We start from the raw sequence: 13,496 nt of genomic DNA, 5'->3' as shown, positions 1-13,496 counted from the left end.
GTCGTCACTTGCCGGCGGCGGCCGGGGCGTCCTCGCCGAGAAGCTTCCCGTCCGAGGTCTCGAACTGCTTCTTGAAGTCGGCGACAGCCTCGTCGACGGCCTGGATGGTGTCGTTCGACATCTTCCCGCCCTCCTTGATGGAGGTCATGAGGCCCTGCTCCTTGCGGTGCAGGTGCTCCAGGAGCTCCTTCTCGAAGCGGCGGATGTCGACGACCGGCACCTCGTCCATCTTGCCGTTGGTACCGGCCCAGACGGAGACGACCTGGTCCTCGGTGGCCATCGGCTCGTACTGAGCCTGCTTCAGCAGCTCGACGAGGCGCTGGCCACGCTCCAGCTGGGCCTTCGACGCGGCGTCCAGGTCGGAACCGAAGGCGGCGAACGCCTCCAGCTCGCGGTACTGGGCCAGGTCCAGACGCAGTCGGCCGGAGACCTGCTTCATGGCCTTGTGCTGGGCGGAACCGCCCACACGGGAGACCGAGATACCGACGTTCAGCGCGGGGCGCTGACCGGCGTTGAAGAGGTCGGACTCCAGGAAGCACTGACCGTCGGTGATGGAGATGACGTTGGTCGGAATGAACGCCGAGACGTCATTCGCCTTCGTCTCGACGATCGGCAGACCCGTCATCGAACCGGCACCGAGCTCGTCCGAGAGCTTCGCGCAGCGCTCGAGCAGACGCGAGTGCAGGTAGAAGACGTCACCCGGGTAGGCCTCGCGCCCCGGCGGGCGTCGGAGCAGCAGGGACACGGCGCGGTAGGCGTCGGCCTGCTTCGAGAGGTCGTCGAAGATGATGAGGACGTGCTTGCCCTCGTACATCCACTGCTGGCCGATGGCCGAGCCGGTGTACGGCGCCAGGTACTTGAAGCCGGCCGGGTCGGACGCCGGGGCGGCGACGATGGTCGTGTACTCCAGCGCGCCGGCCTCTTCGAGGGCACCGCGCACGGAGGCGATGGTGGAGCCCTTCTGACCGACGGCGACGTAGACGCAGCGGACCTGCTTCTTCGGGTCGCCGGAGCGCCAGTTGTCACGCTGGTTGATGATCGTGTCGACAGCCAGGGCGGTCTTGCCGGTCTGGCGGTCACCGATGACCAGCTGACGCTGGCCACGGCCGACGGGGGTCATCGCGTCGACGGCCTTGTAGCCGGTCTCCATCGGCTCGTGCACCGACTTACGGGCCATGACGCCCGGGGCCTGCAGCTCGAGGGCGCGGCGACCGCTGGTCTCGATCTCGCCGAGGCCGTCGATCGGGGCGCCGAGCGGGTCGACGACGCGACCCAGGTAGCCCTCGCCGACGCCGACGGACAGGACCTCGCCGGTACGCGTGACCGGCTGCCCCTCCTCGACGCCGCTGAACTCGCCCAGGACGATGGCGCCGATTTCGCGCTCTTCCAGGTTGAGTGCGAGGCCGAGGGTGCCGTCCTCGAACTTCAGCAGTTCGTTGGCCATGGCCGAGGGGAGACCCTCGACCTTCGCGATGCCGTCGCCGGCAAGGGTGACCGTACCGACCTCCTCGCGCGAGGCCGCGTCCGGCTTGTACGCCTGGACAAAGTTCTCCAGCGCGTCCCGGATCTCCTCCGGCCGGATCGTGAGCTCCGCCATCTGGGTTCCCTGCTCTCCTTGTTGGGCCCGAAGTGTTCTTGGGGGGTCTGGGGCTGTGTTCCCATTGCGGCTGCGCCGCGGGCCCCCAGGAATCCTCTGCACGGCCCAACTAGGGCCGTAGTCGTACGTGTTCAGGTTGTTGCGATTCAGCCGGCCATGCGTCGGCCGGCCTCCTCGATGCGGTCCGCGATGGAGCCGTTGATGACCTCGTCGCCCACCTGCACCTTGATCCCGCCGAGGACCTCGGGGTCCACGTCCAGGTTCAGGTGCATCTGACGCCCGTAGAACTTCGCCAGGGACGCACCCAGGCGCCGCTTCTGCGCGTCGCTCAGCGGGACCGCGGTGGTGACGACGGCCACCATGCGCTCGCGACGCTCGGCGGCGAGCTTGGAGAGGGACTCGAGTCCCGCTTCCAGGCTACGTCCACGCGGCGCGCTCACAAGACGCCCGACGATCCGCTCGGTGGTGGACTTGGCCCGACCGTCGAGCAGCTGCTTGACGAGCCCGCTCTTGGCCTGGGCCGAGGCCGTCTTGTCGGTCAGTGCGGCGCGCAGCTCGGTGTTGGAGGAGACGATCCGGCCGAACCGGAACAGCTCGTCCTCGACGTCGTCGAGTTCACCGTTCTTCTGCGCCGCGGTCAGGTCCGCGGTGTTGGCCAGCTCCTCGAGGGAGTCGACCAGGTCGCGGGAGGCCGACCACCGGGAGCGGACCAGGCCGGCCACCAGGTCGACGGACTCGCCGCCGACCTGGCCGCCGAGCAGGCGGCCCGCGAGCTCGGCCTTGGCCTCGCCGGGCTGCGCCGGGTCGGTCAGGACCCGTCGCAGGCTGACCTCGCGGTGCAGCAGCGCGGTCACCGAGGCCAGGTCGCCGGCGAGCGCCTTGGCGTCGACCGACGTGCTGTCGGTCAGCGCGTCCAGGCGCTCACGCGCGGCGGCCAGCGCCTCGCGGGTCGCTCCGTGGGCGGTCATCGCGTGGCCTCTGCCTTCTCCTCGAGCTCGTCGAGGAAGCGGTCGATCGTGCGCGACTGCCGGGCGGTGTCCTCGAGGGACTCGCCGACGAGCTTGCCGGCCAGGTCGGTGGCCAGCAGGCCCACGTCCTGGCGCAGCGCCTGCGCGGCGGCCTTGCGGTCGGCCTCGATCTGCGAGTGACCGGCGGCGATGATCTCCTCACGCTGCCGCTGGCCTTCCGCACGCATCTCGGCGATGAGCGAGGCACCCTGCTCCTGCGCCTCCTGGCGCAGCCGCGCGGCCTCGTGCCGGGCCTCGGCGAGCTGAGCCTTGTACTGCTCGAGCACGCTCTGGGCCTCGGTCTGGGCGGCCTCGGCCTTCTCGATACCGCCTTCGATCTGCGCGTGGCGCTCTTCCAGCGTCTTGTTGATACGCGGAAGGAGCTTCTTGGCGAAGACAAAGAAGACGATGGCGAAGGCAAGGGTGCCAATGAGCAGCTCGGGGCCGGGCGGGAGGAGCGGGTTCTGCTCTTCCTCGGCCGCCAGCTGTACCAGGTTGGCGATCACAACAGTGCCTTTCGTCGAATCGTGTCAGGTATGGAAATCAGATACCGAACACGAACGGCATGACGATGCCGATCAGGGCGAGCGCCTCACAGAAGGCGAAGCCGAGGATCTGGTTGGCGCGGATGAGGCCGGCGGCCTCGGGCTGACGGGCAAGGGCCTGGGTGCCGTTACCGAAGACGATGCCGACACCGATGCCGGGGCCGATCGCGGCGAGACCGTAACCGATGGAACCGAGGGAGCCGGAGACGCCAGCGGCGAGTTCGATGGACGCGGACATGCCGTTACTTCCTTTTCTTTACGAACCGGTGGGGGTTGTCCACCGGACGAGCTGGGGTGGTTGGGCGGTGGAGCTCAGTGCTGCTCGGCGAGAGCGCCCTGAATGTACGAGCAGGCCAGGAGCACGAAGACGTATGCCTGAACGGCCTGCACGAAAAGTTCGAAGAGGATCATCGCGATCGTCATCACGAAGGAGACGCCCGCTGCCGGGATCATCCAGCTGTTCAGGAGGTACCAGGAGGCGACGGTGAACATCACCAGCATCAGGTGACCGGCGAACATGTTGGCGAAGAGTCGCACCGCGTGCGTGAACGGGCGGACCAGCAGGTTCGAGAAGAACTCGATGAGCGAGACCAGCCACTTGACCGGGCCGAGCGAGTTGTCGTAGCCGGTGATGTTCTTCCAACCGCCCACGAAACCATGGCGCTTGAAGGTGAGCGGCACCCAGATCAGATACACGATCGCCGCGAGGATGATCGGGTAGGCGATGATCGAACCGACCGGGAACTGGGCCAGCGGAACGACCGACCAGACGTTCATGATCCAGATGAAGAAGAACAGCGAGACCATGATCGGTACGTACTTCTCGCCCTCCTTCTTGCCCAGCGTCTCGTAGACGATGGTGCGGCGGACGAAGTCGTAGCCGGCCTCACCGATCATCTGGATCTTCCCGGGCACGACCTTCGAGCGGCCGAACGCGACGTAGAAGAACCAGCAGATGACGACCGTGGTGATGAGGGCGAGCAGCATCACCTTGTTGAAATAGAACCAGCCGAAGTCGGCAATCGGTTCGAACAGGAAGGAGTGCAGGCCCGGCGCCGGGAAGCCGCATCCGTTGTCGGACATGATCCGACAGCTCCAGTCAAAGGCGAGCTGGGTCGTGTCAGCACTCACCGCGGGCTCCTTCGGCGTGACGCATAAGTACGGCAACCTCGTTGTGTCGGTGCGGCGCGCAGCCGCGGATCGGCACCGGTCTGGTGATTCGGGCGTGGGGGCGGCGGGCAGGCAGTGAGCCTCGCGATCGTGCAGGCGTCAGCTCTCGTGCCCGCGCCGGCGATGCCGCAGTTGGCACCGGACGATAGCAGCCCGCCGAACGGACGCTTATCCCGGCCCTACCTCTCACGACGACGACCCGGTCTTTTCGGCCTTCTCGCTGGTCCCGGTCCCCTTGGAGCCGGGCGCCGCTTCGGGATCGATATAGAAAATCTTGGCCTTCATGTGCGCACGAGCCTGTGCGGCCATCCACACGACCGTCGAAACGATCAGCACGATGGCAAAGGTCTTGGGATTGAAGAGAGTCGTGTCCTTGAAAATGGCCACGAAGATCAGGAGCAGCAGCAGCTGGGCGACGTAGAGCATCAGCCCCATCGCCTGGAACAGCTGCGGAAGCGATTTTGCCGTGCGGATCAGCACGACCTGCCCGAGGCCCATGAAGACGATGACGACCAGCGCACCCACCAGCGCACCGATGGCCCCCTTGCCACCCGCAACCACACCACTGATCACCGCGGCAATCACGCCCGCGGCGGCGGTGGGTACGACGGCTTGAAGAAGGGTCCGTGCGTCATTGGAGGGCATGGCGGCAACTCCGCTTACTGAAGGGGGCAGGGTGTCGTCATGGACGAGCGTAGTCCGGGATCCGATGGGTCGATTCGGGCCAAATGACCTTCGCCTTATGGCCTTTCGGCCCTGTCCCCGGCTTCGTGAACGGTATCACAAACTATTTGATGCGGTCTTTACCTAGAAGGTGTGCCAACCGTCACACGTGAGGGGGATCCTGCGCGTCTGTGCGGGCGCGAGACCAACATGTCTGGTATTGGGCTCATTTCGGACTCTTGGATGCCCGGGTCAACGGGGCGTTCCCGCCTTACGCCGATCCGTGAAGCGCGAACGGCCACCGATCGCCGTCGCTCCGTTGACGCCCGCGGGGATCGGGTCGCGGGCCGATTCGCCCTCGGAACCCTCTGTCGCCCCGTCCCCTTCCGCGGCCCCGGCCGCTCGCCGATAGCGCGGCGGCACCAAGTGCTGGGCCCAGCGCGGCGCGTGCGGCGTGAAGCGCGGCAGCAGCAGCATGACGAGCCCGACGAAGCTCAGGGCGACGATGGCGAGCACGACCCACATCCCGGACGCGGAGTGCACCGAGTAGGCGACCGCGCCGAAGGCGATGAGGCCCGACCAGAAGTACATGATCAGCACCGCGCGGGAGTGCGAGTGGCCGATCTCCAGGAGCCGGTGGTGCAGATGCCCGCGGTCCGCGGCGAACGGCGACTGCCCGTTCCAGGTGCGGCGCACGATCGCGAGGACGAGGTCGGCGAACGGGATCGCGATGATCGTCAGCGGCATCAGCAGCGGCAGGAAGACGGGGAGCATCGCGTGCGTGGTGTCACGCGTGGAACCGCCGAGGTTCAACTTGAGGGCGTCCGGGTCGACCTGCCCCGTGATGGAGATGGCGCCGGCCGCGAGGACGAGGCCGATGAGCATGGAGCCCGAGTCGCCCATGAAGATTCTGGCCGGATGGATGTTGTGCGGCAGGAAGCCCAGACACATGCCCATCAGGATCGCCGCGAACAGCGTGGCCGGGGCCGCGGACTCGATGCCGTAGCCGTACCAGATCCGGTACGCGTACAGGAAGAACGCGGCGGCGGCGATGCACACCATGCCCGCGGCGAGGCCGTCGAGGCCGTCGACGAAGTTCACCGCGTTGATGGTGATGACGACGAGCGCGACGGTGAGCAGCGTGCCCTGCCACTGGGTGAGGGACACCGTCCCCACGCCGGGGATCGGGAGCCACAGGATCGTCAGACCCTGCATGACCATCACGCCCGCGGCGATCATCTGGCCGCCGAGCTTGATCAGGGCGTCGATCTCGAACTTGTCGTCCAGAACGCCGATCAGCCAGATCAGCGCGGCGCCGGAGAGCAGCGCGCGCGGTTCGTTCGAGGACTCGAAGACCTTGTCCAGGTTGGTGAGGTGGTCGGCGACGAGCAGGCCCGCACACAGGCCGAAGAACATGGCGATACCGCCGAGCCGCGGCGTGGGTTCCCGGTGCACGTCACGCGCACGGATTTCCGGCATGGCGCCGGCCACGATCGCGAACTTCCGCACCGGGCCTGTGAGCAGATAGGTCACCGCGGCCGTGATGCAGAGCGTCAGCAGGTATTCACGCACGGGCTTCCCCACAGGTATCGCTGGCCATCTCAGCCCCACACCCTAGTCTCGCGTGCTTAGGGTTGGGGACTTCCGGGTAGCGACGATGGTTGCACGGCTGACGGTTCCAGAGACGCACTGGTGCGGCGCAAGGGGTGTCTCAGAGTGCGCCTACCCCGTTCTCGGCGGGGTACGGGGGGAACCTTCCAGCCAGTTCACGCACCTCTTCGCGGACCGTACGGGTGTCGAGAACGCCCCGTACGACACCCGACAGGAGCACCGCGACGCGGGCCATCTCGCCTCCGCCCATGCCCTGTGTGGTGACGGCGGCGGTGCCGAGGCGCAGGCCGCGGCCGCCGTCGGCGGTGACATCGCCCGCTCCGCAGCGAGGCAGCGCGCATGTGTCGAGGATCATGCCCGCGGAGGCGAGCCGGCCACGCGCCACCGTGCCCGCGACGCCGAGCGGGGCCGGGTCCACGGTCAGCAGGTGGGTGTCGGTGCCGCCGGTGGTGACGCCGAAGCCCTCCGCCGCCAGCGCGCCCGCGAGCAGCCGCGCGTTGGCCACGACCTGGTGGGCGTACGCGGTGAAGCCCGGCCACGCCGCCTCGCCGAACGCGACGGCCTTCGCGGCGATCGTGTGCATCTGGGCGCCGCCCTGGGTGAAGGGGAAGACGGCCCGGTCGACACGGTCGGCCAGCTCGGCCGCGCACAGCAGCATGCCGCCGCGCGGTCCGCGGAGCACCTTGTGCGTGGTGGCGCAGACGATGTCGGCGTACGGGACCGGGTTCGGGGCCGCTCCCCCGGCGACGAGGCCGATGGGGTGCGCGGCGTCGGCGATGAGGTGGGCGCCCACGTCGTCGGCGATCTCCCGGAAGGCGGCGTAGTCGATGTGCCGGGGGTACGAGATCGAGCCGCACACGATGGCCTTCGGGCGGTGGGCACGGGCCGCCGCGCGGACCTGCTCGTAGTCGATGAGCCCGCTCTCCGCGTCGACGCCGTACGGGACGAAGTCGAACCAGCGGCCGGAGAAGTTGGCCGGTGAGCCGTGCGTGAGGTGGCCGCCGGACGGCAGGCCCATCGCGAGGACGGTGTCGCCGGGCTTCAGCAGTACGGCGTACGCGGCGAGCACGGCCGAAGAGCCGCTGTGCGCCTGTACGTTGACGTGTTCGGCGCCGAAGAGGGCCTTGGCGCGGTCGATCGCGAGGCGTTCGGCGACGTCGACGAGTTCGCAGCCGCCGTGGTGGCGGGCGCCGGGGTAGCCCTCCGCGTACTTGTTGGCGAGCGGGGAGCCGAGGGCGGCGAGGACTGCGGGCGAGGCGAAGTTCTCGGCGGCGATGAGCTGGAGGGAGTCCGACTGGCGGGCGGTCTCCGCGAGGAGGACTTCGGCCAGTTCGGGGTCCTGACGTTGTAGCTCCGCCAGGGCTGCGGGTTCTGTGGTGACCGGCATCGTCGGCTCCGGGCCTCGCGTGGGGCGGGTAGGTGCCTTCCAATGTAGATCCGCCCGGTTGCGCCCGCCCGTGCTGACGCCACGGGGCTCCGCCCCGGACCCCGCGCCTCAAACGCCGGCGGGGCTGAAAGATCGGGGCTCCGCCCCGGACCCCGCTGGCTCTCGTCACAAGAGCGGGGCTTAAATTTGCTCACCCGCCGCGGGGGCAATATGGAATGCCCTGCGACGGGTGGGCATTTCAAGCCCCCGCTCTTGTGACGAGAGCCAGCGGGGTATGGGGCAGAGCCCCAAGCTCAGCCACTCCGGCGTTTGAGGAGCTACTTCGTGATGCCTGTCAGGGCCGTGACGACCGGGGCCAGGGCCTCGTTGATTTCGCCGCCGACGGACTGGAAGAACGGGAGGGGTGCGCCGTACGGGTCGTAGACCTCGTCCGCTTCGACCGACGGAGCGAGAAGCCACCCGCGTAGAGCCGCCGCAGCCCGCACCAACGAACGGGCCCGCTCGACCACACCGGACTCGATCGGATCCGGCAGCGTGGCCGGATCTATGGCCTGCACGAGCCGCGTGAACTCCTTCAGCGTGAACGTCCGCAGACCCGCGCTGTGGCCCATGGAGATGACCTGCGCCCGGTGGTCGCGGGTCGCGGTCAGGACCAGGTCGGCCCTTATGACGTGGTCGTCGAGGAGCTCACGGCCCACAAAGCCGGAGGCATCCGCCCCGAAGTCCGCCAGGACCGTTTCCGCATTGGCCTCCATGGGCGCGCCCTCATGGCCCCAGGTGCCCGCGCTCTCCACGACGAGCCCGCCGGCGAGCGGCGCGCCGAGCCGGTCCGCGAGGGCATGCCGGGTCAGCCGCTCGGTGATCGGCGAGCGGCACACATTGCCGGTGCTGACGTGGAGGATGCGGAAGGTGTCGCCGGGGAGGGCCGGCGTGCGTACGTACCCGTTGCCTATGCCACGCCCCGTCTCAGGGGCTGTCAATTCGCCACCTCGAGGTCGGGTACGACCTTGCGCAGCTCGTCCGCGGTCAGCGCGCCCTCGCGCAGCAGGACCGGGATCTTGCCGGTGACGTCGACGATGGATGACGGGATGTTGCCTGGCGTCGGCCCCCCGTCGAGGTAGACGGAGACGGAGTCGCCGAGCATCTCCTGCGCGGCGTCGCAGTCCTCGGGGGCCGGGTGTCCTGTCAGGTTCGCGGAGGAGAGCGCCATCGGGCCGACCTCGGTGAGCAGTTCGATGGCGACGGGGTGCAGCGGCATGCGGACCGCGACGGTGCCGCGGGTGCTGCCGAGGTCCCACTGCAGCGACGGCTGCTGCTTGGCGACGAGGGTCAGGCCGCCCGGCCAGAACGCGTCGACCAGTTCCCAGGCCATCTCCGAGAAGTCCGTGACGAGCCCGTGCAGCGTGTTCGGCGACGGGATGACCACCGGCGTCGGCATGTTGCGCCCGCGGCCCTTCGCCTCCAGGAGGTCACCGACCGCCTCGGGCGTGAAGGCGTCGGCACCGATGCCGTACACGGTGTCGGTGGGCAGCACGACCAGCTCGCCGCGGCGGACTGCCGAGGCGGCTTCACGCAGGCCGGTGGCGCGGTCCACTGCGTCATTGGTGTCGTAACGCCGTGCCATCTAGCGGGCCTCCTGCTCGGTGTGCTGCTCTGCGGATCGCTCGGACTCGTCAAACTCGAAGGACAACGCGTCGGTCACGGCAGTGCCTTGCGGGCGGTCGCGAACCTCGGGCGGTTGTTGAGGTCGGGGTGGTCGGCGGCGTCCGCCCAGCCCCGCTCCTCGGTGAAGATCCACGGCACCTGGCCGCCCTGTGTGTCCGCGTGCTCGATGACCACGATGCCGCCCGGGCGCAGCAGACGGTGGGCGGTGCGCTCTATCCCACGGATCAGGTCGAGCCCGTCCTCGCCGGAGAACAGGGCCAGTTCCGGGTCGTGGTCGCGGGCCTCGGGGGCGACGTACTCCCACTCGGTGAGCGGGATGTACGGCGGGTTGGAGATGACGAGGTCGACCTGGCCGTCGAGGTCGGGGAAGGCCTCCAGGGCGTCGCCCTGGCGCAGGTCGACCCTGGACCCCGCGACGTTCTTGCGTGTCCATTTGAGCGCGTCCTCGGACAGCTCCACGGCGTGCACGCGCGAGCGCGGCACCTCCTGGGCGAGCGCGAGCGCGATGGCGCCGGAGCCGGAGCAGAGGTCGACGATCAGCGGTTCGACGACATCCATCGCGCGGACGGCGTCTATGGCCCAGCCGACGACCGACTCGGTCTCCGGGCGCGGCACGAAGACCCCGGGGCCGACCTGGAGCTCCAGATAGCGGAAGTAGGCGTGTCCGGTGATGTGCTGGAGCGGCTCGCGGGCCTCGCGGCGCGCGGTCGCCTCCCAGAACCGGGCGTCGAAGTCCACGTCCTTGACGGTGTGCAGCTCGCCCCGCTTGACGCCGTGCACGTAGGCCGCGAGCTCCTCCGCGTCATTGCGCGGCGAGGGCACGCCGGCGTCGGCGAGCCGCTGGGTGGCCTGGGCCACTTCCGCGAGCAGCACGCTGCGGGGGTTCGGGGGTCGCCCCCCAAAATGTTGCTGCACGCTGATCCTCCGGGCTGAGCTGTCGTACGGGGCGGGCGGTGCGGTTCTACGCGGCGGCGAGCTTGGCGGCCGAGTCCGCGTCGACGCACGCCTGGATCACGGGGTCGAGCTCGCCGTCGAGCACCTGGTCCAAGTTGTAGGCCTTGAAGCCGACGCGGTGGTCCGAGATGCGGTTCTCCGGGAAGTTGTACGTACGGATCTTCTCGGAGCGGTCGACGGTGCGGACCTGGCTGCGGCGGGCGTCGGCGGCGTTCTTCTCCGCTTCCTCCTGCGCCGCTGCGAGGAGCCTGGAGCGCAGGATACGCATCGCCTGCTCCTTGTTCTGCAGCTGGGACTTCTCGTTCTGGCAGGAAGCCACGACGCCGGTGGGGATGTGCGTGATCCGGACGGCGGAGTCGGTCGTGTTGACGGACTGCCCGCCGGGGCCCGATGAGCGGTACACGTCGATGCGCAGATCGTTCGCGTGGATCTCGACGTCGACCTCCTCGGCCTCGGGCGTGACCAGCACGCCTGCGGCGGAGGTGTGGATGCGGCCCTGCGACTCGGTGGACGGCACACGCTGCACGCGGTGCACGCCGCCCTCGTACTTCAGGCGGGCCCAGACGCCCTGGCCGGGCTCGGTCGCGCCGTTGCCGCCCTTGGTCTTCACGGCGACCTGGACGTCCTTGTAGCCGCCGAGCTCGGACTCGGTGGCGTCGATGATCTCGGTCTTCCAGCCGACGCGCTCCGCGTAGCGCAGGTACATGCGCAGCAGGTCGCCCGCGAACAGCGCGGACTCGTCACCGCCGGCGCCGGCCTTGACCTCGAGGATCACGTCCTTGTCGTCGGACGGGTCGCGCGGGACCAGGAGGAGCCGCAGCTTCTCGGTGATCTCCTCGCGCTGCTGCTCGAGGTCCTTGACCTCGGCCGCGAAGTCCGGGTCGTCGGCGGCGAATTCCTTCGCCGTCTCGACGTCGTCCCCGGTCTGCTTCCAGGAGCGGTACGTGGTGACGATCGGGGTCAGCTCAGCGTAACGCTTGTTGAGCTTGCGCGCGTTCGCCTGGTCGGCGTGGACCGAGGGGTCCGCGAGCTTCTGTTCCAGATCGGCGTGCTCACCGATCAGTTCCTCGACGGCCTCGAACATCTCCGGCTCCTGCAGTTACGGGGGTGCTGTGTCATTCCGGGATGCCCCCGGATCCCGGGGGCTGCACTGCAAAGCGCCGGTCCCGGTGCCCCCGCGAAAAACAGGGGCACCGTGGACCGGCGCTGGAGCTTCGCTACTTGTTGGCAGCCGCAGACTTGCCGAAGCGGGCCTCGAAGCGGGCCACACGGCCACCGGTGTCGAGGATCTTCTGCTTGCCCGTGTAGAACGGGTGGCACTCGGAGCAGACCTCGGCACGGACGGTGCCGGACGAGATCGTGCTGTGAGTGGTGAACGACGCGCCACAGGTGCAAGAGACCTGCGTCTCGACGTACTCGGGGTGAATGTCGCGCTTCAAGGTGTCTCCTAGGTTCATGGAGGGCTCCGGGTCGCTGACGCGGGATGCGGGAGCGTGAACCGGGGCCGACGTACCAGTCTGCCAGGACTGGCCGTATCCCCCAAAACCGAGAAGGGCCCGGAAGTATTCCCGGCCCTTCCCGAGGTTCTGTCGTTGGGGTCCGGGCTACTTCACGACGCTGTCGGCGGAGCCCTTGGCGGAGTCCTTCGTGGCCGACTTCGGGATGGTCTTGTCGGCCTCGAGGGCCTTCCAGACCTTGTTCGCGTTGCTGTCGTCCAGGAGCACGCGGTTGGCGTCGTTCGGGTCGTACCGCACCGGCAGCGTCACCATGTTCATGTCGCCGGAGCCGATGCCCTTGAGGCCGCTCGCGAACGAGGTCAGGTCCTTGACCGAGGCCAGCTGCGAGTCCGTGGTCACCGTCTTCGTGGCGGTGTTCGCGAGTGCGTACAGCTTGCTCGGGCTGGTGAAGACGCCGACGCTCTTGATCTGGTCCATCAGGGCCTTCATGAACGCCTGCTGGAGCTGGATGCGCCCCAGGTCGCTGCCGTCGCCGACGCCGTGCCGGGTGCGGACGAGGCCGAGCGACTGCTCGCCGCTGAGCGTGTGCGTGCCCGCGCCGAGGTTCAGGTGGCTGTCGGGGTCGTCGATCGCCTTCGTGGTGGTGACCTTGACGCCCCCGAGGTCGTCGATCAGCTTCTGGAAGCCGCTGAAGTCGACCTCGACGTAGTGGTCCATGCGGATTCCGCTCATGGACTCGACGGTCTTCACCGCGCAGGCCGCGCCGCCCGTCGAGTACGCGGAGTTGAACATGGCCTCGCTCTGCGCCGGGTACTCGTTGCCGCTCTTGTCGGTGCACGAGGGCCGCTCGACGAGGGTGTCCCGGGGGATGGAGACGACGCTGGCCCGCTTGTGGCCCTTGTACACGTGGACGACCATCGCGGTGTCCGAGCGCGCCGAGCCCTCGTCGGCGCCGCCGCCGACCTTCTCGTTGTCGCCGGCCCGGGTGTCGGAGCCGAGGACGAGGATGTCCTCGGAACCGTTGTCCACGTCCTGCGGACGGTCGGTGCCCAACTGCGAGTCGATGTCGACGCTCTTGATGTTGCCGTTGAGCTGGAAGTAGACGTACCCCAGGCCGGTTCCACCGAGGACGACGACGCCCGCGGCGCTCCACGCCGCGATGCGCAGCGCTTTGCTGCGCGCGCTGCGCGGCTTGCGGCGGCTGCCCTTGGCGCCGCGGTGGCGCCCGGGCTTGCTGTCACGGTCCGGCATAACTCCTCGCAGGTTCGTCTGCTTCTGGTCCTTCGGTCCGCTTCTTCGTTCACTCGGTGTGACGGCGGACCGCAGAGAAGGGTTGCACAAACACGTGTGCGCATTCTGGGACGGAGAAGCGACCGTACGTAGCGGGATCAACGGCCCGCACCTCTCCCACCTGCACTTTCACGCCCATGTGCCGCATGC

Annotated in this window: 14 protein-coding genes; all 14 read right to left on the bottom strand. The window is 68.5% G+C overall.

The window, feature by feature from the left end; genetic code table 11:
• Window positions 1-4 precede the first annotated feature (4 nt).
• Window positions 5-1,597, bottom strand: coding sequence for a F0F1 ATP synthase subunit alpha (gene atpA / locus ACWD2L_RS22425; protein ID WP_351343925.1), 1,593 nt, complete (start codon window positions 1,595-1,597; stop codon window positions 5-7).
• A gap of 146 nt (window positions 1,598-1,743) precedes the next feature.
• The gene (locus tag ACWD2L_RS22420; protein ID WP_351343928.1) at window positions 1,744-2,565 is read right to left on the bottom strand and encodes a F0F1 ATP synthase subunit delta; all 822 of its coding nucleotides are present in this window, start codon (window positions 2,563-2,565) and stop codon (window positions 1,744-1,746) included.
• On the bottom strand, window positions 2,562-3,110 hold the full coding sequence (locus ACWD2L_RS22415; RefSeq protein WP_351343931.1) for a F0F1 ATP synthase subunit B: 549 nt from the start codon (window positions 3,108-3,110) through the stop codon (window positions 2,562-2,564). The genes ACWD2L_RS22420 and ACWD2L_RS22415 overlap by 4 nt, the downstream gene beginning before the upstream one ends.
• 37 nt (window positions 3,111-3,147) lie before the next feature.
• Window positions 3,148-3,387 (bottom strand): ATP synthase F0 subunit C, encoded by a 240-nt coding sequence (atpE, locus tag ACWD2L_RS22410; RefSeq protein ID WP_266714117.1) that lies wholly within the window; start codon window positions 3,385-3,387, stop codon window positions 3,148-3,150.
• 74 nt (window positions 3,388-3,461) lie between these two features.
• Window positions 3,462-4,232: a F0F1 ATP synthase subunit A gene (atpB, locus tag ACWD2L_RS22405; protein ID WP_351343962.1), complete on the bottom strand. Its 771-nt coding sequence runs from the start codon at window positions 4,230-4,232 to the stop codon at window positions 3,462-3,464.
• Between the two features lie 273 nt (window positions 4,233-4,505).
• Entirely contained in the window at window positions 4,506-4,964 is a 459-nt protein-coding gene (locus tag ACWD2L_RS22400) for a hypothetical protein (RefSeq protein WP_351343934.1), read from the bottom strand.
• Window positions 4,965-5,234: 270 nt separating this feature from the next.
• Window positions 5,235-6,554 carry an MraY family glycosyltransferase gene (locus ACWD2L_RS22395; protein ID WP_351343937.1) on the bottom strand — a complete coding sequence of 440 codons (1,320 nt, stop codon included), beginning with the start codon at window positions 6,552-6,554 and terminating at the stop codon, window positions 5,235-5,237.
• 139 nt (window positions 6,555-6,693) lie between these two features.
• Window positions 6,694-7,980 carry a serine hydroxymethyltransferase gene (locus ACWD2L_RS22390; protein WP_351343940.1) on the bottom strand — a complete coding sequence of 429 codons (1,287 nt, stop codon included), beginning with the start codon at window positions 7,978-7,980 and terminating at the stop codon, window positions 6,694-6,696.
• Between the two features lie 317 nt (window positions 7,981-8,297).
• Window positions 8,298-8,960, bottom strand: coding sequence for an arsenate reductase/protein-tyrosine-phosphatase family protein (locus ACWD2L_RS22385; RefSeq protein ID WP_351343943.1), 663 nt, complete (start codon window positions 8,958-8,960; stop codon window positions 8,298-8,300).
• Window positions 8,957-9,604: an L-threonylcarbamoyladenylate synthase gene (locus ACWD2L_RS22380; protein ID WP_351343946.1), complete on the bottom strand. Its 648-nt coding sequence runs from the start codon at window positions 9,602-9,604 to the stop codon at window positions 8,957-8,959. The genes ACWD2L_RS22385 and ACWD2L_RS22380 overlap by 4 nt, the downstream gene beginning before the upstream one ends.
• A 74-nt stretch (window positions 9,605-9,678) precedes the next feature.
• Window positions 9,679-10,518, bottom strand: coding sequence for a peptide chain release factor N(5)-glutamine methyltransferase (gene prmC / locus ACWD2L_RS22375; RefSeq protein WP_351343949.1), 840 nt, complete (start codon window positions 10,516-10,518; stop codon window positions 9,679-9,681).
• 88 nt (window positions 10,519-10,606) lie between these two features.
• Entirely contained in the window at window positions 10,607-11,683 is a 1,077-nt protein-coding gene (prfA, locus tag ACWD2L_RS22370; RefSeq protein WP_351343952.1) for a peptide chain release factor 1, read from the bottom strand.
• Window positions 11,684-11,816: 133 nt separating this feature from the next.
• The gene (gene rpmE, locus ACWD2L_RS22365) at window positions 11,817-12,038 is read right to left on the bottom strand and encodes a 50S ribosomal protein L31 (RefSeq protein ID WP_351343955.1); all 222 of its coding nucleotides are present in this window, start codon (window positions 12,036-12,038) and stop codon (window positions 11,817-11,819) included.
• Window positions 12,039-12,203: 165 nt separating this feature from the next.
• Complete coding sequence (locus ACWD2L_RS22360) at window positions 12,204-13,307, bottom strand: LCP family protein (protein WP_351343959.1); 1,104 nt, start codon at window positions 13,305-13,307, stop codon at window positions 12,204-12,206.
• Window positions 13,308-13,496: the final 189 nt, after the last annotated feature.

The sequence above is a fragment of the Streptomyces sp. NPDC002754 genome, from assembly GCF_053592315.1.
This window is presented reverse-complemented; position numbering and strand designations above follow the sequence as displayed.

Bases quoted from the DNA above. Each gene is read 5' to 3' on its own strand.
- ACWD2L_RS22390 (WP_351343940.1), bottom strand. From the start codon at position 7,980: ATGCCGGTCACCACAGAACCCGCAGCCCTGGCGGAGCTACAACGTCAG.
- ACWD2L_RS22360 (WP_351343959.1), bottom strand. From the start codon at position 13,307: ATGCCGGACCGTGACAGCAAGCCCGGGCGCCACCGCGGCGCCAAGGGC.
- prfA (WP_351343952.1), bottom strand. From the start codon at position 11,683: ATGTTCGAGGCCGTCGAGGAACTGATCGGTGAGCACGCCGATCTGGAA.
- atpB (WP_351343962.1), bottom strand. From the start codon at position 4,232: ATGTCCGACAACGGATGCGGCTTCCCGGCGCCGGGCCTGCACTCCTTC.
- ACWD2L_RS22420 (WP_351343928.1), bottom strand. From the start codon at position 2,565: ATGACCGCCCACGGAGCGACCCGCGAGGCGCTGGCCGCCGCGCGTGAG.
- atpA (WP_351343925.1), bottom strand. From the start codon at position 1,597: ATGGCGGAGCTCACGATCCGGCCGGAGGAGATCCGGGACGCGCTGGAG.
- ACWD2L_RS22400 (WP_351343934.1), bottom strand. From the start codon at position 4,964: ATGCCCTCCAATGACGCACGGACCCTTCTTCAAGCCGTCGTACCCACC.
- ACWD2L_RS22380 (WP_351343946.1), bottom strand. From the start codon at position 9,604: ATGGCACGGCGTTACGACACCAATGACGCAGTGGACCGCGCCACCGGC.
- atpE (WP_266714117.1), bottom strand. From the start codon at position 3,387: ATGTCCGCGTCCATCGAACTCGCCGCTGGCGTCTCCGGCTCCCTCGGT.